General features: G+C 75.4%; 21 protein-coding genes. 13 read left to right on the top strand and 8 right to left on the bottom strand.

The genetic code is table 11. From position 1 onward, the window contains the following. Window positions 1-96: 96 nt before the first annotated feature. A complete protein-coding gene (gene bldD, locus ABD879_RS23205; RefSeq protein ID WP_285492517.1) occupies window positions 97-591 on the top strand; it encodes a transcriptional regulator BldD in 495 nt (164 codons plus the stop codon). Between the two features lie 128 nt (window positions 592-719). Here bldD and ABD879_RS23200 read toward each other — a convergent pair whose 3' ends face one another. From ABD879_RS23200 to ABD879_RS23190, 3 genes are all read right to left on the bottom strand, one after another. Beyond that, window positions 720-2,009: an MFS transporter gene (locus ABD879_RS23200; protein ID WP_345023670.1), complete on the bottom strand. Its 1,290-nt coding sequence runs from the start codon at window positions 2,007-2,009 to the stop codon at window positions 720-722. An 816-nt stretch (window positions 2,010-2,825) separates the two neighbouring features. Next, on the bottom strand, window positions 2,826-3,341 hold the full coding sequence (locus ABD879_RS23195) for an SAV_6107 family HEPN domain-containing protein (RefSeq protein ID WP_345023669.1): 516 nt from the start codon (window positions 3,339-3,341) through the stop codon (window positions 2,826-2,828). A 352-nt stretch (window positions 3,342-3,693) separates the two neighbouring features. Next, a complete protein-coding gene (locus ABD879_RS23190) occupies window positions 3,694-4,443 on the bottom strand; it encodes a L,D-transpeptidase family protein (RefSeq protein WP_345023668.1) in 750 nt (249 codons plus the stop codon). A 65-nt stretch (window positions 4,444-4,508) separates the two neighbouring features. Here ABD879_RS23190 and ABD879_RS23185 point away from each other — a divergent pair, with 65 nt between their 5' ends. The 5 genes from ABD879_RS23185 (at window position 4,509) to ABD879_RS23165 (ending at window position 7,452) form a co-directional block, all read left to right on the top strand. Then, window positions 4,509-4,997, top strand: coding sequence for a YbaK/EbsC family protein (locus ABD879_RS23185; protein WP_345023667.1), 489 nt, complete (start codon window positions 4,509-4,511; stop codon window positions 4,995-4,997). After that, window positions 4,994-5,353, top strand: a complete 360-nt coding sequence (locus ABD879_RS23180) for an arsenate reductase family protein (protein ID WP_345023666.1) — start codon at window positions 4,994-4,996, stop codon at window positions 5,351-5,353. Before ABD879_RS23185 ends, ABD879_RS23180 begins: the two co-directional genes overlap by 4 nt. 48 nt (window positions 5,354-5,401) lie before the next feature. Beyond that, a complete protein-coding gene (locus ABD879_RS23175) occupies window positions 5,402-6,310 on the top strand; it encodes a hypothetical protein (protein WP_345023665.1) in 909 nt (302 codons plus the stop codon). Between the two features lie 122 nt (window positions 6,311-6,432). Further along, entirely contained in the window at window positions 6,433-6,762 is a 330-nt protein-coding gene (locus tag ABD879_RS23170) for a hypothetical protein (RefSeq protein WP_345023664.1), read from the top strand. Window positions 6,763-6,867: 105 nt separating this feature from the next. After that, window positions 6,868-7,452, top strand: coding sequence for a GNAT family N-acetyltransferase (locus ABD879_RS23165; RefSeq protein ID WP_345023663.1), 585 nt, complete (start codon window positions 6,868-6,870; stop codon window positions 7,450-7,452). Window positions 7,453-7,483: 31 nt separating this feature from the next. Here ABD879_RS23165 and metF read toward each other — a convergent pair whose 3' ends face one another. Then, the gene (gene metF, locus ABD879_RS23160) at window positions 7,484-8,425 is read right to left on the bottom strand and encodes a methylenetetrahydrofolate reductase [NAD(P)H] (protein ID WP_345023661.1); all 942 of its coding nucleotides are present in this window, start codon (window positions 8,423-8,425) and stop codon (window positions 7,484-7,486) included. Between the two features lie 176 nt (window positions 8,426-8,601). Between metF and ABD879_RS23155 the strand changes: the two genes are divergently transcribed. Continuing rightward, the gene (locus ABD879_RS23155) at window positions 8,602-9,654 is read left to right on the top strand and encodes a polyprenyl synthetase family protein (RefSeq protein WP_345023660.1); all 1,053 of its coding nucleotides are present in this window, start codon (window positions 8,602-8,604) and stop codon (window positions 9,652-9,654) included. Between the two features lie 161 nt (window positions 9,655-9,815). Continuing rightward, window positions 9,816-10,799, top strand: a complete 984-nt coding sequence (locus ABD879_RS23150) for a serine/threonine-protein kinase (protein WP_345023659.1) — start codon at window positions 9,816-9,818, stop codon at window positions 10,797-10,799. A 74-nt stretch (window positions 10,800-10,873) separates the two neighbouring features. On the opposite strand, the gene ABD879_RS23145 is transcribed toward ABD879_RS23150, so the two are convergent. The 4 genes from ABD879_RS23145 to ABD879_RS23130 all read right to left on the bottom strand — a co-directional run bounded on the left by ABD879_RS23145 (window position 10,874) and on the right by ABD879_RS23130 (window position 13,782). After that, window positions 10,874-11,032 carry a hypothetical protein gene (locus tag ABD879_RS23145; protein WP_285492504.1) on the bottom strand — a complete coding sequence of 53 codons (159 nt, stop codon included), beginning with the start codon at window positions 11,030-11,032 and terminating at the stop codon, window positions 10,874-10,876. Between the two features lie 128 nt (window positions 11,033-11,160). After that, a complete protein-coding gene (gene thiE, locus ABD879_RS23140) occupies window positions 11,161-11,847 on the bottom strand; it encodes a thiamine phosphate synthase (RefSeq protein ID WP_345023658.1) in 687 nt (228 codons plus the stop codon). A gap of 259 nt (window positions 11,848-12,106) precedes the next feature. After that, window positions 12,107-12,490 carry an Rv2175c family DNA-binding protein gene (locus tag ABD879_RS23135; RefSeq protein ID WP_345023657.1) on the bottom strand — a complete coding sequence of 128 codons (384 nt, stop codon included), beginning with the start codon at window positions 12,488-12,490 and terminating at the stop codon, window positions 12,107-12,109. Between the two features lie 89 nt (window positions 12,491-12,579). Beyond that, entirely contained in the window at window positions 12,580-13,782 is a 1,203-nt protein-coding gene (locus tag ABD879_RS23130; protein WP_345023656.1) for an NAD(P)/FAD-dependent oxidoreductase, read from the bottom strand. Between the two features lie 248 nt (window positions 13,783-14,030). Between ABD879_RS23130 and thiO the strand changes: the two genes are divergently transcribed. The 5 genes from thiO to ABD879_RS23105 form a co-directional block, all read left to right on the top strand. Beyond that, on the top strand, window positions 14,031-15,152 hold the full coding sequence (thiO, locus tag ABD879_RS23125) for a glycine oxidase ThiO (RefSeq protein ID WP_345023655.1): 1,122 nt from the start codon (window positions 14,031-14,033) through the stop codon (window positions 15,150-15,152). Beyond that, a complete protein-coding gene (gene thiS, locus ABD879_RS23120; protein WP_285492499.1) occupies window positions 15,149-15,349 on the top strand; it encodes a sulfur carrier protein ThiS in 201 nt (66 codons plus the stop codon). Before thiO ends, thiS begins: the two co-directional genes overlap by 4 nt. A gap of 98 nt (window positions 15,350-15,447) precedes the next feature. Further along, window positions 15,448-16,203 (top strand): thiazole synthase, encoded by a 756-nt coding sequence (locus tag ABD879_RS23115; RefSeq protein ID WP_345023679.1) that lies wholly within the window; start codon window positions 15,448-15,450, stop codon window positions 16,201-16,203. A gap of 152 nt (window positions 16,204-16,355) precedes the next feature. After that, window positions 16,356-17,360, top strand: coding sequence for a DMT family transporter (locus ABD879_RS23110; protein WP_345023654.1), 1,005 nt, complete (start codon window positions 16,356-16,358; stop codon window positions 17,358-17,360). Window positions 17,361-17,513: 153 nt separating this feature from the next. Continuing rightward, a partial coding sequence (locus ABD879_RS23105) for a protein kinase domain-containing protein (protein ID WP_345023653.1) occupies window positions 17,514-18,458 on the top strand: 945 nt, incomplete at its 3' end.

The following is an 18,458-nucleotide window of genomic DNA, read 5'->3' as shown; positions in this document are numbered from 1 at the left end:
CGGTGCAGCCTCCGGGTCCGGGCTTCCCCCCGGGCGCGAAGGAACACGTCCCGGGGGCCCGACAACGACGACGAAAGTGAGCCTGGGGGACCGCACATGCCGTCTGAATACGCTAAGGCTCTTGGGGCGCGCCTACGCGCCATCCGCACCCAGCAGGGTCTGTCCCTGCACGGTGTGGAGGAGAAGTCCCGCGGCCGCTGGAAGGCCGTCGTCGTGGGTTCGTACGAGCGGGGCGACCGCGCCGTCACCGTTCAGAAGCTGGCCGAGCTCGCCGATTTCTACGGCGTGCCGGTTTCCGAGTTGCTGCCCGGCGGAGCCGCGCCGAGCCCGCTCGGTCCCACTCCGAAGCTCGTGATCGATCTCGAGCGTCTGCAGCAGCTTCCGAAGGACAAGGCCGGTCCCCTCGCCCGCTACGCCGCGACGATCCAGAGCCAGCGGGGCGACTACAACGGAAAGGTCCTGTCCATCCGGCAGGAGGACCTGCGGTCGCTGGCGGTGATCTACGACAAGTCGCCGTCCGAACTGACCGAGGAACTGATCGGCTGGGGCGTTCTCGACCCGGAGGCCCGGCGCGCCGTGGAGGCGTTCTGACCACCTGACCGGGAGCCCCCGACCCGGCGTCCGGGGCCTGGTCTGCGGGACGGTCCCCTCGCCTCGCGCGCCAGGCCCGGGACGGCACCACCCGGCCGCGTCACACCGGCCCGTTCATCACCGGCCCGTCATCGCCTGCACGGCGCCGCCGCCGCGGCGGCGAGCACGCCGGCCATGGCGACCGCGCTGACGGTGAAGCCGAGCACGAAGCCCCACTCGGCGGGGAACCCTCCCCCATCCGGCACCGAAGCCGTGACGATCACGGCGCTGACCTGCGTCCCCAGCGACGCCCCCACGGTGCGCAGCAGCGTGTTCACCCCGGTGGCCACCCCCGTGTGCGTCGCGGGCACCGCCGCGACGACGAGATTGGCCACGGCCGCGTAGGCCAGCCCCAGCCCCACCCCCCGCACGGTGCCGCCCGCGTACAGCTGCCACATGGCGTCGTGCGCCACGCTGACGAACCCCAGCCCGGCACCCGCCAGCACCCCTCCGGCCAGCAGCACCCTGCGCGCCCCGACGCGTCTGTCCAGCACGCCCGCGGCGACCCCCGCCGCCGACATCCCCACCGCCGACGGAAGCTGCAGCATGGCCGCCTGCGTGGCGCTGCCCCCGAACCCGAACCCGGTGCTCGCGGGCAGCTGCACCAGCAGCGGGAACAGCACCCCGCCGCCCATCAGCGCGAACCCCGACAGCAGCGAGGCGGCGTTGGCCGTCCACACGCCCCGCAGCCGCATCAGCCGCAGGTCGACCAGCGGCTCGTCCGCCCGCGCCTCCACCGCCAGCCACACGCCCGCCAGCACCGCCGCGACGGCGAGCAGGTGCGCGCCCAGGGTCGGCGCGGCCAGCCCCGCCGCCAGCCAGGCCGCCAGCAGCACCGCGCCCCACCAGTCGATCCGCCCCGCGGGGCGCCGCCGCCCCTCGGGAACGATCCACCACGCGGCGAACCAGCCCGGCACCAGCCCGCACACCGGCAGCCACAGCAGCCAGCGCCAGCCCAGATGGTCGATGACCGGCCCGGCCACGCACCACGACACCGCGCCGCCGACCCCCAGCATGGACGACATCAGCCCGACGGCCGCGGAGGTCCGCGCGGGCGGCACCGTCTCCCGGATGATCGTGTACGCCAGCGGGAACACGCCCCCGCCGACTCCGGCCAGCGCCCGCCCGACCAGCATCACGGGCAGCGACGCCGCCGAGGCCGCCACCACCATGCCCGCCGTCGCCACCGCCAGCACGCCGAGCAGCACCCGCCGCGGCCCGAACAGGTCGCCGAGCCCGCCCGCCAGCGGCGTGGCGACGGCCGCCGACAGGGTCATCGCCGTGAGCGCCCACGCCGCCCCCGCCGCGGAGGTGCCCAGCCCCTCCTGGATGAGCGGCAGCGCGGGCGACACCACCGCCATCGACAGCGAGTACGCCATCACCCCGAGAAAGGCCAGTAACGGCACCAGCCCGCGCCCACCCCGCCCCGCCAATACCCCTCCCTCTCAAACCCCCCAACAATCTCATGCCAGACAAACCACAAGCTCAACCCTCAAACCACCACACCCCGCCGACGATTCACCCCCGCAGCCCCCTGCCGCACTCCTGACAGCGTCCCGATCGACCGACTGCCGCCACCCGCCATGTCCGCCCGGCCGACACAGCGGCTTTCCTGCGTTAGCCGCCCCTCCCCCGGCCTCGCCGCCACCGGGCTCACCCGCGCCGAACGCCCCCTGCGCGCCGCCACCGTCGCACGCCGCCCGGCCCGCCTGCGCCGACCGCCCGAAGTCTTCAAGGGAAGGCCGGACACCGGGCGCGTCCCCTGCAGGGCGAAGTCGCGCTGCCGGTCGCCATCGGGCTGCGTGCCGCCGTGCCGGAGGGGCTGACCGTCGGCCGGGACGCAGGCGCGTCCGGGTGGGGCCGTTGGGTCGGCGGGGTGCGCCGGGTGTTCGGGGAGGGGCCGGGGCCGCCGTCGGCTTGAGGGAGGGGAACGGCGGCCCCGGCGGGTGGGGCGGCCAGACCAGGGGGAGGATGGCCGCCTTGAGGGGGTTGCCGGCGGCGCCCGGTGGAGGCTCCGTGCCCGCGGCGGAGCCGGGCGCAGCGGGATGAGCGGTCTCGGTGGAGGTCGGGCCTCTTCGGCCGGCGCCGGAGAGGCGGGGGCGCGGTGAAGGCCGCCGTGGGCGGTGGACGGTGTTAGGGCCCGCCCCGGCCCGGGCGTTTTCCGGAGTGGGCGGGGTTTGCTTGCGCGGGGCGGGTCAACTGGCGCGGGAGTCGCGGACGGGCAGGGTGGGCTGGCTGGGGACGCCCAGGGTCTCCTCCACCAGGGAGACGAACACCTCGGCGTCGTGCAGCAGCTCGTCGGCCTCGCGCGCGGTCACCGCGCGGGGCAGGCCCGCTTCGGCGGCGGCGCGCTTGTCGGCGCCGGCGGCGAAGAAGGCGGCCCACTCGCGCAGGGCGGGCTCGGCCTCGGGGAGCAGCACCCACACGCTGCGCGGGCGGCCGCGGCGGTGGGTCTCGACGGGCTCCTTGGCGGCCAGCACCGCGGCGGCGGCGCGCAGGGCGGCCAGGTGGGCGCACACGTAGCGCACGGCGGGCGAGGTGGCCTCGGCCGCTTCGGCCAGGCCCATGCGGGCGGCCTGCAGCTGCCCGGCGGCCGTGTGGGCGGGGCGCGCGGCGGGAACCGGGCGTGGACGTGGGCGGGGCAGGTCGCCGAACTGGGCGGAAGAGTGCACGGCGGAGTGGACGCCCCGCGCGGTCTTCGTGACGGACATGGCCTGTCTCCTTCCGGCTCGGGCCGGCCTGGCCGGCCGGGCGGAGCGCTTCCCCTCGCTCCGCCCGGCCGTCCGTCCCGCCGGCTCGCGCGCTCAACCGGCGGGGACGGGCGGGGGCTCCGGGGGCCTCCCCCGGTGAACACCGCGGGCCCCGGCGCGGCCGGCCGCGAGACCGGCGCGCAGGGGACCGCGCCCCGTAGCCCTGGCACGGTCGCGCAACCCGTACCACGTCGAACATAAGTTCGACGCAGTCACAGTAAACCGTCCCCATGACGATTCGTCAACGTGTTCGAACACGGCGGCGATCGCCCTGGTCACCACCAGTGGAGCAGACGGGTCCGACAGTCCGCGGCTAGGCCGGGCGGCGCACGTGGACGGCCACCCCGAGATCGACGATCTTCGGGAAGTACTCGGCGATGTGCATGGGCAGCCGGACGCAGCCGTGCGAGGCCGGGAAGTCGGGCACGCTCGGCGCGCCGTGGAAGGCGATGCCGCCGTTGAAGTAGATCGGGTTGTAGAGCCGGCCCAGCGGCGCGTGGCGCCAGCCGTCGATGCGGCGCAGCGTGCGGTAGTCGCCGGTGGGCGTGACGGCGCGGCGGCAGCGCTCCTTCTTGGTCTTGGGGTCGGTGGTGCAGTAGCGCTTGCCGGACCCCGACGAGACGTGCGAGATCAGCCGCAGCTTGCCGCCCTTGTAGACGACGAGGTACTGGTGCGTCAGGTCGACGTCGACCCGGTCGGACTCGCGCCGCCGGGTCAGCGGCTGGGGCTGCCGGGGAGCGTCCAGCGCCTTCCACACGGCGGCGTCGACGGTGCCGTTGACCGCGAGGCGGTTGACCTTCTGGAAGGCCCACACCGCCATCTGGGTGGACGTCCCGAAGCGGCCGTCGGCGGTCCCCGGGTCGTAGTGGAGCTGCTTGAGGCGGTTCTGCAGCTGCCGTACGGCGGCGCCCTTGGACCCGAGCTTCAGCGTCGGGCGCTGGGCGGGGGCCGCCGCCCGCTCGACGGTGGAGGCGGCGGCGTCCTGGGCGGCCGTCGCCGCCGGGGCCGTGAAGCCGGTCACGGCCACCGCACCGGCCAGTACGACCGCTATCCGTGCACGCATCCTCGTACCTCCCTTCCTGGGCAAATGCACCCTTGGTACAGTTTTCGACACTCTAAAGTGCTCTCATGCATGCAAACGCCGAAAGGGTGGCTAAAGCCCTGCGGGAGCGGGGCGCGACCGGCGAGGTCATCGAGCTGCCCGAGCCCGCCCCCACCGCCCAGGCCGCGGCCGACCAGCTGGGCTGCGAGGTGGGCGCGATCGCCAACAGCCTCGTCTTCGACGCCGACGGCGCCCCGCTGCTGGTGCTGACCAGCGGCGCCCACCGCGTCGACACCGGCAAGGTGGCCGCACTGGTGGGGGCGCGCAAGGTCAGGCGGGCCACGCCGGAGTTCGTCCGGCAGGCGACGGGGCAGCCGATCGGGGGTGTCGCTCCGCTGGGGCACCCGGCCCCGATCCGTACGCTCGTGGATGTCTGGCTGGACAGGCACGAGGTGGTCTGGGCGGCGGGCGGGCATCCGCACACCGTCTTCCCGACCTCCTACGGTGAACTGGTGCGCATCACCGGGGGCGACCCCGCCGACGTCGGAGTGGACGAACAGGGAGCGGACGAATGACGACCGAGATCTGGCACAACCCGCGCTGCTCCAAGAGCAGGGCCGCCAAGGCCGCGCTGGACGAGGCGGGCATCGCCTACACCGAGCGCCGCTACCTGGACGATCCGCCGACGGCCGAGGAGCTCGACGCGGTGCTCACCCGCATCGGCGCCGAGCCGTGGGAGGTGGCGCGGCTGAACGAGCCCGTCGCCAAGGAGCTGGATTTGAAGAACATGGAGCGCGACCGCGCGCGCTGGATCGAGGTGATGGTCGCCAACCCGGTGCTGATCCAGCGGCCCATCGTGCTGACCGGCGACGGCCGCGCGGTCGTGGCCCGCGACCCCGACTCGGTGCGGCGGGTACTCGACAGCGAGTGATGCCGATGTGATTCTGGGGAACCGGACCAACGACGTTCGGGAGGGCGGATGACCGCGCAGATGCGCACCGGGCCGGCCGCGCGAAACCCCGACTTCCGCGGCATCGATCCGCCCGCGCTCAACCAGCTGCTCAGGCAGATGCAGGAGGCGGCCACGGCGATCCGGGGCTGGCTCAACAGCCACCGCCCCCCGCCGGGGGTGTCGGCCGCCGGGTACCGGCAGGCCGACCAGGTGGCGCAGTGGACGGCCGACCAGCTCGGCATGCTGACGCGCCGCTACAACTACGCGGTCACCCATCCCGACCGGGGCCGGGGCGTCCAGGCGCCGTCCGCCCCGGCCCCGACGCCGGGCAAGTCCGCCGGCGCGGGCACGGGTGCGGCGCGGGGCGTCCCCGCGCGGCGGGCCGGGGCCGGCAAGGGCGGGCAGCCGTCCAAGGGCGGCGGGACGCCGCCGCGCTCCGTCAAGCCCGCGCCCGCCAGGCCGCCCCGCGGCACGACGCCGAACGGCGCGGGCGACATCGGCAACTTCCCCACCCGGGAGGCCGCCGCCAAGGCCGCGCGCGCCGACGCGCTGGCCGTGTCCGCCGCGCTCAAGGAGGAGCTGCCCATCCCCAAGTCGGTGTGGCAGCACCTGAAGGCCAACGCCGACGACCCCGACTACACCGAGAAGCTCTACGAGCTGCTCGGCCCGGCCGGGATCGCCGCCCTGATCCAGGCGGCCGGCGGCGCCGAGACGCGCCTGGGCTTCCTCCAGGAGTCGCTGGGGACGGCCAGCCATCACCTCACGATGGACGCCAAGTGGATGCGCACGCTCCTGGAGGAGGCCGAGAGCCGGGACGTCCGCTCCGTCGCGGTGCGGGTGCTCACCGGCGCGGACCTGAGCGAGAAGGCCCGCGAGGCGCTGGCCCGGCAGGGCGTGTACGCCCCGACGTCCGCCGCCTCCCCGTCCGAGACCTGACGACGCAGACCTGACGACGCAGACCTGACGACGCAGACCTGACGACACAGACCTGACGACACAGACCTGACGACACAGACCTGACGACACAGCCGAGACGCGACGAGACCTGAGAGGTCGCCATGGCCGCTCCGCCGCCCCCCGGGAGCCTGCCTCCGCCGCTGGACGCGTCCGCGGCGGCCAAGCTGCCGCCCACCGAGCGCCCCAACCCCGCCTACCGGCAGCTCTACCAGGCGTACGCCGACGCCTACGGCAGCATCGGCAGGCTGCGCAACGCCCTGGACGCGCCCGTCAAGACGCTGAACGGCACGGACGCCTGGCTGGGCCCGGAGGCGCGGCAGTGGGGCGGGCAGCTCGACCAGAACCGCGCCAGCCTGCAGAAGGCCGCCGACCGCATCCTGTGGGACATCTACGACCGCCTCAACGCCACCCAGCGCACCATCCCGGCCTGAACACCCGGGCGCCGTGCGGCCGCGGCGCCCGCGCCCGGGGCGGGACGTACCGCTCGCCCCCGGCCGGACACAGGCGGCGTCACGGGCGGGTCTAGGCTCTACCACGTGAGGGAGCCGAAGCTGCGCGAGATCGACCATCGCGCCTTCCTGCGCCGCCTGAACCCCATCGTGGAGGTGTACGCGGCGGCGATGCGGCCGCCCCGCGACCAGCTGCCGGGACGGCACACGATCATGCAGCGGCACGCCTCCTACCCGGGGTTCCGGGCGTTCGTGGCCGAGCGGCGCGGGGCGCTGCCGGGGCTGAGCGGGCCGGTGCGCGGGTTCGTCTACGGCTTCCACGGCGGCGCCGGGCAGTGGTGGCACGACGTGGTGTACCGGGCGCTGGTGGAGAAGGGCGGCCCCGAGCACGCCGCCGCCTGGATGGACGACGCGTTCGAGGTCGCCGAGCTGCACGTGCACCCCGACCACCAGGGCCAGGGCCTGGGCCGGGCGCTGCTGAACGCGCTGTGCGAGGGCCGTTCGGAGCGCACGGCGGTGCTGTCCACGCTGGACAGCCCGCCGGACTCCCCCGCCCGCAACCTGTACCGCTCGGTGGGCATGATCGACCTGCTCACCGACTTCGAGTTCCCCGGCGGCGGCCCCCGCTACGCGGTCATGGGCGGCATGCTGCCGCTCGCCGCCAAGCGCTGACCCCGGGCCGCGGATCAGGCGGTGGCGCGGATCAGGCGGTGGCGCGGGCGGGGCGGACGGCGCCGTCGCCGGCGTGGCCGGACTCCTCCAGCAGCGCGTACACCTCGCGGGTCGCCGTGGACTTGTTGAAGGTGATGAAGTGGATGCCGGGCGCGTCCTGGTCGAGCAGCTCGCGGCACAGCTCGGCGGCGTGCTCGATGCCCAGCCGCCGCACCGCCTCGGCGTCGCCGGCGACCGCGTCGAACCGCTCGCGCACCTCGGGCGGGAACGGGGCGCCCGACAGCTGCTCGGAGCGCTCGATGGTGCTGAGCCGGGTGACCGGCATGATGCCCGGGATGATCGGCACGTCGCAGCCGGCCGCCGCCACCCGGTCGCGCAGCCGGAAGTAGTCCTCGGCGCGGAAGAACATCTGGGTGATCGCGTAGTCGGCGCCGGCGCGGCACTTGGCCACGAAGTGCCGGGTGTCGCTGTCGATGTCGGGCGAGCGCGGGTGCTTGTAGGGGAAGGCGGCCACGCCCACGCAGAAGTCGCCGGACGCGCGGATCAGGCCGACCAGCTCGGCGGCGTACTCGACGCCCTCGGGGTGCCTGACCCACTCGCCCATCGGGTCGCCGGGCGGGTCGCCGCGCAGGGCCAGGATGTTGCGCACCCCCGCGGCGGCGAACCGGCCGATCAGGTGGCGCAGCTCGGCGCGCGAGTGGGCGACGGCGGTGCAGTGCGCCACCGGGGTGAGGGTGGTGTCGGTGGCGATGCGCTCGACGATGTCGACGGTCTTGTCGCGGGTGCCGCCGCCCGCGCCGTACGTCACCGACACGAACGACGGGCGGAGCGCCTCCAGCTCGCGGATCGTGCGCCACAGGTTCCGCACCCCCTGCTCGGTCTTGGGGGGGAAGAACTCGAAGGAGAACGTCTTGCGGCCGTCGGCCAGCAGCTCTCGGATCGTCGGGGCGCGGTCGGGACGTACGGATCGCATCCTCCAAGCCTAGTGGGGGGCGCCCCGCCGGCCGATCCCCAGGTCGCGGGACACGCCCCGGGACCGCCCCGGTGCACGCGCAGATTTCCCCCTGTCCGAGGATGAAATTACGGACATGGTGCGAAATACTCACTTCGGCCGTAGGTGATCAACCAGCGAACGGAACGATCAGGAAAATGACGACGCGCCGCATCCGCAAGGAGGTCGACGAGGCGCTGCTGGCCTTCGTCGACCGCCGGCGGCCGGACCTGCTGGCGATCAGCCCGGATCTGGTCCCCCTCCTGGACGCGCTGGACGCGCTGCTGGCCGGCGGCAAGCGGCTGCGTCCGCAGTTCTGCTACTGGGGCTGGCGCAGCGCGGGCGGCGGCGAGGCGCCGGGCATCGTGACCGCCGCCGCGTCCCTGGAGCTGCTGCAGGCCAGCGCCCTCGTCCACGACGACGTGATGGACTCCAGCGACACCCGCCGCGGCCAGCCGTCGGCGCACCGCCGCTTCGAGGAGCTGCACCGGCGCGACGGCCTGCTGGGCGCCCCCGAGCCGTTCGGGCTGGGCGCGGCGATCCTGCTGGGGGACCTGTGCCTGGCCTGGTCGGGCGAGATGTACGAGTCCAGCGCACTGGACCCGGACCGGCTGGCCCGGGGGCGCGCCGTCTACGACCTGATGCGTACCGAGGTGATGTGCGGCCAGTACCTGGACGTGCTGGAGGGCGCGCGCCGCGGCGGCACCGTCGAGACGGCGCTGCGCGTGGTGGAGTACAAGAGCGCCAAGTACACCATCGAGCGCCCGCTGCACCTCGGCGCCGCGCTGGCCGGGGCGCCGCCCGAGGTGATCGAGACGCTCAGCGCGTACGGGCGCCCGCTCGGCATCGCCTTCCAGCTGCGCGACGACGTGCTCGGGGTGTTCGGCGACCCGGCCGAGACGGGCAAGCCCGCGGGCGACGACCTGCGCGAGGGCAAGCGGACGGTGCTGGTCGCGCTGACCGCCGAACGCGCCGGGCCCGAGCAGGCCGAGTTCCTGGAGCGGCATCTCGGCGACCCCGAGCTGGACGCCGGGGGCGTGGACCGGCTGCGGACGATCATCGAGGAGACCGGCGGGCTGGCCGCCTGCGAGGAGATGATCGACCGGTACGCGGCCGAGGCCGCCGCCGCGCTGGCGGACGCCCCGCTGGCCGCCGAGGCCGTCGGCGCGCTGGAGGAGCTGGCCGTCGCCGCCACCGCACGCCGGGCCTGACCCGCCCGGCCCCGTCCGGCGCTTGCCCCGTCCGGCGCGCCCGCCGCGGGCGGCGCCGCCCGCGGCGAGTTCGCAGATCGAAGGTTCGGGACGCGGGGACCGGGGCGGCACGGTACAAAAGAGGCATTCCTCAACCCTCGCCTCCCGAGCCGGAGCCCGACGTGCCCCCCACGCCCCGTCCCTCACCGCCCGAGCGGCGTGCGCGACGCGACCCGCGGCCGCGCCGCGACCGGCGCGTGCGCGGCCCGCTGGCCCCGGACGACCCCCGCCGCATCGGCGGCTACCGGCTGCTGGCCCGGCTCGGCGAGGGCGGCCGGGGCGTCGTCTACCTGGCCCGGTCGCCGGAGGGCGAGCCGGTCGCGGTGCGGCTGCGGCGGGGCGGCGCGGCGGGCGGCCGGCGGGCGCTCGGCCGCTTCCGCGCGGAGGCGGAGGCGGCGCTGGAGGTCACGGGCCGGCACATCGCCCGGGTGCTGGACGCCGGCGTCGCCGGCGACCGCCCGTACATCGTCAGCGAGTACGTCGAGGGCCCCACGCTGCAGCGGGTCGTCGAGGAGGAGGGGCCGCTGCCGGACGAGCGGCTGCGCGCGGTGGCGCTGCGCACCGCCGCCGGGCTGGCCGCCGTCCACCGGGCGGGCGCCGTGCACCGCGGCTTCACGCCGAGCGAGGTGGTGCTCGGCCCGGACGGCGCCAAGGTCGTCGGCTTCGGCGCGGCCCGGCTGGCGGAGGCCGCCGGGACAGCCGCGGGCCCGGTGGGCGCGCCCGCCTACCTGGCGCCCGAGCAGATCGAGGACGAGCCGGTCGGCCCGCCCGCCGACGTGTTCGCCTGGGGTGCCGCGATGGTGTTCGCCGCCACGGGACGCCCGCCGTTCGGCACCGGGCCGAGCGCGGCGGTGATGCGGCGGGTGACCTCGCGCCGCCCCGACCTGGGCGGCATGGACGGCCCGCTGCGCGACCTGGCGCTGCGCTGCCTGGACAAGAACCCGGCCGCCCGGCCCACGGCGCGGCAGCTGGTGCGCGCGCTGCGGGAGGGACGTGCGCCCGCCCCCAAGCCGCGGCCCAGGCGCATCCCGGCCTACCGCTGGCGGATGATGGTGGCGCTGGCCGTGGTGATGGCGGTCGGGTTCGTGCTCGGCCTGCTGTGGTGAGCCGCCCGCCGGGCCGCGCGGCGCCGCCCGCGGCGGCGGGCCGCGCGGCCGGTACGCGCGGGGTCAGGGCCGGATCACCAGTGCGGCGGACGGTCGTCCAGGAGCCGGGAGTCGTCGTCGCCGCGCCAGTCGCCCCATCCGGTGTCGGTGTCGTCGGTGGTCTGGTCGGGGAGGATCTCCAGCTCGTCCTCGACCAGCTCGACCACACGCTCGTCGTCGGGTCCCATGCTCATGGGTCCATTGTGGGACATGCCGGGGCGTGCCCGCGGCCGGGTCGGCGATCACGCGGCGACCGCTCGGGGAAGGCCCGGCGACGGCCGGGTGATCGGCCGGGTGGCCGGTCCGGCGGTCGGGCGGGCGGTCAGGCCGGTTCGGCGGCGTGGGCGGCCAGGCGGCGGGCCAGCTCGGCGGCCGCGGCGCCCGGGTCGGCCGCCTCGGTGATGGCGCGGACGACGACCACGCGGGTGGCCCCGGCGGCCAGCACCTGGTCGAGGTTGCCCGCGTCGATGCCGCCGATGGCGAACCAGGGGCGGACCTCGCGCTGCGCGGCGACGTACTCCAGCAGCTTGGGCCCGGGGGCGGGCCGTCCCGGCTTGGTGGGGGTGGGCCACACCGGACCGGCGCAGAAGTAGTCGACGCCCGGTTCGGCGGCGGCCGCCGACGCCTGCTCGTCGGAGTGCGTGGACCGGCCGATGAGCATGTCCTGGCCGACGATGGCGCGGGCGGCCGGCACCGGCAGGTCGTCCTGGCCCAGGTGCAGGACGTCGGCGTGCGCGGCGTGGGCGATGTCGGCGCGGTCGTTGACGGCCAGCAGCGCACCGTGCCGCTCGCAGGCCGCCCGGAACACCCGCAGGTACTCCAGCTCCTGCCGCGCCTCCAGGCCCTTCTGGCGGAGCTGGACGATGTCGACGCCGCCGGCCAGCACGGCGTCGAGGAACTCCGGCAGGTCGCCCTGCCGCTCCCTGGCGTCCGTGCAGAGGTAGAGGCGGGCCCGGTTGAGCCGGGCGCGCAGAGCGACGGCGCGGTCGGAGGGCAGGTGCCTGGACACGGTGGGGGACGTTCCTTTCACTGCTGTGCGCGTGTGCGCTCTCGGCCTGTCCGCGCGTGGCGCGGGTCGTGGAATCGGTACCCGGCGACGGGGGCCGGATGCGGATCGCGGGGTCGCGCGCCGGTGCGCACCGGCCGTGCGGCGGCCGGACGGAACCGTCGCGCGCGACCCCGCAATCGTGTCACGTGCGTTCTTCGGCCCGGCTTCCCGGGCGGCCCCGCGATCCGAAGGCCAGGCTCCGGGCGCCGGGGCTCGGATGCTAGAAGGCCAGGGCCTGGGCGCGGCGCCGCACCTCGGTGCCGCGGTTCTCGCTGAGGGCCTGGACCGGGGTGCCCGGGAGGGTGTCGTCGGCGGTGAACAGCCACCGCAGGGTCTCGACGTCGCTGAAGCCCGCGTCCGACAGCACCGTCAGCGTGCCGGACAGTCCCTTGATCACCTGGCCGTTCCGCAGGAACGCGGCGGGGACCATGAGCTGGCCTTCGCGGCGGATGGCCAGCAGTTTGCGCTCGGCGAGCAGCTGCTTGATCCTGCTGTGCTTGACCCCCAGCCGCGCGGCCGCCTCCTTGAGGGTGAGCCACTCTCCCGCCAGGGCGTCGGTGTGGGGATCGAGATCGCGCTCAACGGTTGCGTGAATCTGCGTCACGCCCCCTGCCTACCACGCCCCTGCAGCTCTCAAACCCCCCGCGTCCCGGGGAAGGACCTTCGGCCCTAAGGCGCCGTCGCGGGCGCCGTTCAGGTTTTCACCGTCTCGCGGACGGGGCGCTCGGGGTCGGCGAGCAGGTCCGGGTCGACCGGCGTGCCCGCGGTCAGCACGCGGCGCGCCTGCGCCAGGTCGCGGGGGCGGTCGACGGTGAGGATGGCGTCCAGGCGGTCGCCGGTGAGCCAGCACACCGACCACTTGGAGCCGTCGGGGTCGCCCCGGTGCAGCACGCGCTCGGACCCCGAGTGGTGGCCCGCGTACTGCACCATGCGGCCGAACTGCTCGGACCAGAAGTACGGCACGGGGTCGTAGACGGCGTCCTCCCCGAGCAGGGTGGCGGCCGCGACGGCGGGGGCGTTGAGGGCGGTGTCCCAGTGCTCGACGAGCAGGCGCCGCCCGTACCTGTTCGACCACCAGGCGGCGCAGTCGCCCACCGCCACGATGTCGGACCGCGGGGCGCCCGCGACGGTGACGCGGAGCGCGGCGTCGGTCGCCACGCCGCCGTCGGTCTCCACGCCGGAGCCGTCCAGCCAGCCGAGTTCGGGGCGGACGCCGACGCCCACCACGATCTCGTCGGCGGCGATGCGGTCGCCGTCGGCCAGCAGCAGCGCCCCGGGCTCGACGGCGGCGACCTTGACGCCGGTGCGCAGCTCCACGCCCGCCTCGTCGTACCAGCGGGCCGTCAGCGCCCCGACCTCGGGGCCGAGGGCGCCGGACAGGGGGGCGTCGGCGGCCTCCACGACCGTCACCGAGCAGCCCTTCTTGGCGGCGGTGGTGGCGACCTCGGCGCCGATCCAGCCCGCGCCGACGATGACGAGGCGGACTCCGGGCGTCAGCCGCGCGCGCAGGTCGCGGGCGTCGTCGATGGTGCGCAGCACGCGCTGGGCGCCGTGGCCGGGCAGGGTGACGGGGGTGGCGCCGGTGGCGATGACGAGCCCGTCGAACTCCAGCTCGCCGGCGGTGGTGGCGACGGTGCCGCCGCGGGGGTCGCCGGGGCGCAGCGCGGTGGCGCGCTCGCCGAGCAGCATCTCGCAGCGCAGCCCGTCCCAGTCGATGTCGACGGTGGTGTCGTCGGCGTCGCCCGCCAGCACCGCCTTCGACAGCGGCGGCCGGTCGTAGGGCCGGTGCCGCTCGGCCGAGACGAGGACCACCTCGCCCTCGTACTCCCTGCGCCGCAGGGCCTCCACCGCCCGCACGCCCGCCAGGCCGCCGCCGACCACGATCACCCTGTTCATGAAGGCACACCTTAGTCCGCCCGGTTGCGGCGGCCTCGGACGGCGGTCTCGGACGGCGGTCTCGGACGGCGGCCTCGGAGGGCCGCCCGGCACGGGAGGCCCGGCACTGGAACGGACTAATGGGACGTAGGGTGGTACATGCGAGAAACCGCGGGAGTCCGGTACGACCGGGCTGAGAGGGCGGCTGTACGGGCCGCCGACCGCCAGGACCTGATCCGGATCATGCCGGCGAAGGGAGTGCACAACACGTGGAGATCGTGATCATCGGGGCCGGGGTCGTCGGGCTGGCCACGGCCTGGCGGGCGGCCGCGCGCGGCGCGTCGGTCACCCTGGTCGATCCCGCTCCGGCGAGCGGGGCGTCGAACGTCGCCGCCGGGATGCTGACCCCCGTCAGCGAGCTGACCTACGGCGAGGAGCCGCTGCTGCGGCTGGGCCTTGCGTCCCTGGCCCGCTACCCGGCGTTCGTCGCCGAGCTGGAGGAGCTGACCGGGGTCGGCACCGGACTGCGCACCGACGGCGTCCTGCAGGTCGCCTTCGACTCCGACGACCTGGCCTACCTGGACGACCTGCGCCGCTTCCAGGAGTCGCTGGGCCTGGCCCCCGAGCACCTGACCGGGCGGGAGTGCCGCAGGCAGGAGCCGATGCTGGCGCCGGGCGTGCGCGGCGGGCTGCTGGTGCCCGGGGACGGCTCGATCGACCCGCGCAGGCTGGCCGCCGCGCTGCTGGCCGCCGCCGAGAAGCTGGGCGTGCGGCCGGTCCGGCGGCGCGCCGAGGCCGTGCTGGTCGAACGCGACGCCGCGGTCGGCGTGCGGCTGGACGACGGGACGCGGCTGCCCGCCGACCGGGTGCTGCTGGCGGCCGGGCCGTGGTCGTCGGACATCGGCGGCCTGCCGCCCGGGACCGTTCCACCGGTGCGTCCGGTGAAGGGCCAGGTGCTGCGGCTGCGCACCCGCGTGCCGTTCCTGCGGCGCTGCACGCGCGGGCTGGTGAAGGGCTCGTCGATCTACCTGGTGCCGCGCGCCGACGGGGAGGTCGTGGTCGGCGCCACCCAGGAGGAGATGGGCTTCGACACCCGCGTCACCGCCGGGGGCCTGTGGGAGCTGCTGCGCGACGCGCGCGAGCTGGTGCCCGGCATCACCGAGCTGGAATTCGCCGAGGTCACGGCGGGGCTGCGGCCCGGGTCACCGGACAACGCGCCGGTGCTCGGCCCGTCGCCGCTGCCGGGGCTGGTGCTGGGCACCGGGCACTTCCGCAACGGCATCCTGCTGACGCCGGTCAGCGCGGACGCCCTCGCCGAGACGCTGCTGGACGGGACGGTGCCCGAGGAGGCCCGCCCCTTCACCCCCGATCGCTTCGAGGTCACGGCATGAAGGTCATCGTCAACGGGCAGGCGCGCGAGGTGCCCGAGGGCACCAGCGTGGCGGAGCTGGTGGCGTCCGTCGCCCCCGCCGTCTCCGGCGTGGCGGCGGCGCTCAACGACGAGGTGGTACGGCGCTCCGACTGGGACGCCACGACGCTACGGGAGGCGGATCGGCTCGAGGTGCTGACCGCCGTGCAGGGAGGTTGACGGTGCGAGAGCAGACGGCCCACACGACTCCGGCCGGCGCGGCCGCGGCGGGCCGGGCCCCCGAGGGCGACGCGGTCCCCGAGGCGGACCGCCTCGTCATCGCGGGCGAGGAGTTCGGCTCCCGGCTGATCATGGGCACCGGCGGCGCGCCCAGCATGCATGTGCTGCGCGAGGCGCTGACCGCGTCCGGGACCGAGCTGACCACCGTCGCCATGCGCCGCGTGGACCCGCAGGCGCGCGGGTCGGTGCTGGACGTGCTGCGCGAGTGCGGCGTCCGGGTGCTGCCCAACACGGCGGGCTGCTTCACCGCGGGCGAGGCCGTGCTGACCGCCAAGCTGGCCCGCGAGGCGCTGCACACCAACTGGGTCAAGCTGGAGGTGATCGCCGACGAGCGCACCCTGCTGCCCGACCCGATCGAGCTGGTGGACGCGGCCGAGCAGCTGGTGGACGACGGGTTCGTGGTGCTGCCCTACACCAACGACGACCCGGTGCTGGCGCGCCGCCTGGAGCAGGTCGGGTGCGCCGCGGTGATGCCGCTGGGCTCGCCGATCGGCTCGGGGCTGGGCATCCGCAACCCGCACAACATCGAGCTGATCGTCGAGCAGGCGAACGTGCCGGTGGTGCTGGACGCGGGCCTGGGCACCGCCAGCGACGCCGCGCTGGCCATGGAGCTGGGCTGCGACGCGGTGCTGCTGGCGACCGCCGTCACCCGCGCGCAGCATCCCGCCGCGATGGCCGCCGCCATGCGGCACGCCGTGCGGGCCGGACGGCTGGCGCGGCTGGCGGGGCGCATCCCCAAGCGCCGCTACGCGCAGGCGTCGTCCCCCTGGGAGGGCCTCAGCACCGGCACCTGACCGTGAAGGAACGCTGAACGCTTCCCTGTAGAAATACTCGCTGGACCTGAAAGGTCAGCGGACGCAGACTGATCCGCGTTCTCCCTGCCCGCGCCCCGGCGGCGGGAATTGTTCAGGGTTCGTGGAAACGTCCGCTTCCTAAGGTGCAGCGCATGGAACGGCAGCGAGAGGCGGCGGCCCGGCCGCCGGTGGACCGGCGTGCCGTGGCCGCCGCGACGGTCACGGTCGTGCTGTGGGCGTCGGCGTTCGTGGCGATCCGCAGCGCGGGCCGCGAGTTCTCCCCGGGCGCGCTGGCGCTGGGCCGCCTGACGGCGGGTTCGGCCACGCTCCTGCTGCTGTGCCTGGTGCGGCGGGAGGGCCTGCCGCCGCGCGCCGCCTGGCCCGGGATCCTGGTGTCGGGGCTGCTGTGGTTCGGCGTCTACAACGTCGTCCTGAACTGGGGCGAGCAGGAGGTGGACGCGGGCACCGCCGCGATGGTGGTCAACGTCGGCCCGATCCTGGTCGCGCTGCTGGGCGGCTGGCTGCTCAAGGAGGGGCTGCCGGGGCGCCTGCTGGCCGGGATCGCGGTGTCGTTCTCCGGCGCCGTCGTGGTGGGGCTGTCGCTGTCGGACGGCGGCCCGGACGGCGGGTCGGCGACGCTGGGCGTGGCGCTGTGCCTGCTGGCGGCCGTCACCTACGCGGTGGGGGTGGTCAGCCAGAAGCCCACGCTGCGGCACGGCTCCCCGCTGCAGGTCACCGCGTACAGCTGCCTGGTGGGCACGGTCGCCTGCCTGCCGTTCGCCGGGCGGCTGGCCGGAGAACTGGCCGACGCTCCCCTGGCGGCGACGCTGGACATGGTGTACCTGGGGGTCTTCCCGACCGCCCTGGCGTTCACCACCTGGGCGTACGCGCTGGCCCGCACCTCGGCGGGGAAGATGGGCGCGACCACCTACGCCGCGCCCGCCCTGGTGGTGCTGATGTCGTGGGCGCTGCTGGGCGAGGTGCCGGGGCCGCTCACCCTCGCGGGCGGCGTGCTGTGCCTGGCCGGAGTGGCGGTGTCGCGCGGCGGGTTCGCCGCCGTCCGCGCGCGGATCGCCCGCCGCTCCCCCGCCCCCGCCCCTGCCGCCCCCGTCCCCGCCGCCGAGGAGCCGGCGGCCGAGGCCGCCCGCTCACGCTGAGCGACGCCCCCGGGGGGCGCGCCGTCGCCGTCGGCGCCCGTCCGGGAGCGGTCCGCGTCGGAGCGGTCACGCTGCGCGGCCGATCACGGGCGGATCGATCCTCATACTCCCGACTGATGATGCGCGCCGGAAAAGCCGCCTACACTCGCAGCGATGGACACGACGGTTGCCGACCCCCTCGTCGGGCGGGTGCTCGACGGGCGCTACCGCATTGAGTCCCGTGTCGCGCGCGGCGGCATGGCCACGGTCTACGTCGCCCGCGACCTGAGGCTCGATCGCGTGGTCGCCATCAAGGTGATGCACGCCAACCTGGCGGCCGACGAGGAGTTCGTCGCCCGCTTCATCGGCGAGGCCAAGGCGGCCGCCGCGCTGTCGCACCCCAACGTGGTCGCGGTGTTCGACCAGCGCACCGACGGCGAGCACGTGTTCCTGGCCATGGAGTACGTGCCCGGCCGCACGCTGCGCGACCTGCTCACCGAGCGGGGCCGCCTCGGCCCCCGCGCCGCGCTGGAGATCCTCCAGCCGGTGCTGGCCGCGCTGGCCGCCGCGCACCGGGCCGGCCTGGTGCACCGCGACGTCAAGCCGGAGAACGTGCTGATCACCGAGGACGGCCAGGTCAAGGTGGCCGACTTCGGGCTGGCCCGGGCCGAGAGCGCCAGCAAGATGACCAAGACCGGGCTGATCATCGGCACCGTCGGCTATCTGGCGCCCGAGCAGGTGCTGTCCGGCGACGCCGACGTGCGCACCGACGTGTACGCGGCCGGCGTGATGCTCTACGAGCTGCTCACCGGGGAGCTGCCGCACCAGGGCGACACCCCGCTGGCGATCGCCTACAAGCACGTCAACGAGGCGGTGCCGCCGCCGTCGGAGCTGGTGCCGGGGCTGCCGCAGCAGCTGGACGTGCTGGTCACCCGGGCGACCGCGCGCGAGCCCGCGCAGCGGCCGCAGGACGCCGGGCAGTTCCTGGCGCTGGCGGCCGAGGTGCACGGCGGCCTGCCGCCCGACATCGACTGGCGCGTCGAGCAGGCGGCCCGCGGCCGCACCGCCGTCATGGAGGCCCCGCAGCCCGGGCCGGGCGTGCCGCCGGGGCCGCCGCCC

It is taken from the genome of Actinomadura keratinilytica (assembly GCF_039539665.1).
In the GTDB taxonomy this organism is placed as follows: Bacteria; Actinomycetota; Actinomycetes; order Streptosporangiales; family Streptosporangiaceae; genus Spirillospora; species Spirillospora keratinilytica.
This window is presented reverse-complemented; position numbering and strand designations above follow the sequence as displayed.

Coding starts and splice junctions, on each gene's coding strand:
- ABD879_RS23130 (WP_345023656.1), bottom strand. CDS start 13,782: ATGAACAGGGTGATCGTGGTCGGCGGCGGCCTGGCGGGCGTGCGGGCG.
- ABD879_RS23145 (WP_285492504.1), bottom strand. CDS start 11,032: ATGAGCATGGGACCCGACGACGAGCGTGTGGTCGAGCTGGTCGAGGAC.
- thiS (WP_285492499.1), top strand. CDS start 15,149: ATGAAGGTCATCGTCAACGGGCAGGCGCGCGAGGTGCCCGAGGGCACC.
- ABD879_RS23185 (WP_345023667.1), top strand. CDS start 4,509: ATGCATGCAAACGCCGAAAGGGTGGCTAAAGCCCTGCGGGAGCGGGGC.
- ABD879_RS23190 (WP_345023668.1), bottom strand. CDS start 4,443: ATGCGTGCACGGATAGCGGTCGTACTGGCCGGTGCGGTGGCCGTGACC.
- ABD879_RS23110 (WP_345023654.1), top strand. CDS start 16,356: ATGGAACGGCAGCGAGAGGCGGCGGCCCGGCCGCCGGTGGACCGGCGT.
- ABD879_RS23170 (WP_345023664.1), top strand. CDS start 6,433: ATGGCCGCTCCGCCGCCCCCCGGGAGCCTGCCTCCGCCGCTGGACGCG.
- ABD879_RS23175 (WP_345023665.1), top strand. CDS start 5,402: ATGACCGCGCAGATGCGCACCGGGCCGGCCGCGCGAAACCCCGACTTC.
- ABD879_RS23200 (WP_345023670.1), bottom strand. CDS start 2,009: ATGGCGTACTCGCTGTCGATGGCGGTGGTGTCGCCCGCGCTGCCGCTC.
- bldD (WP_285492517.1), top strand. CDS start 97: ATGCCGTCTGAATACGCTAAGGCTCTTGGGGCGCGCCTACGCGCCATC.
- ABD879_RS23155 (WP_345023660.1), top strand. CDS start 8,602: ATGACGACGCGCCGCATCCGCAAGGAGGTCGACGAGGCGCTGCTGGCC.
- ABD879_RS23180 (WP_345023666.1), top strand. CDS start 4,994: ATGACGACCGAGATCTGGCACAACCCGCGCTGCTCCAAGAGCAGGGCC.
- metF (WP_345023661.1), bottom strand. CDS start 8,425: ATGCGATCCGTACGTCCCGACCGCGCCCCGACGATCCGAGAGCTGCTG.
- ABD879_RS23195 (WP_345023669.1), bottom strand. CDS start 3,341: ATGTCCGTCACGAAGACCGCGCGGGGCGTCCACTCCGCCGTGCACTCT.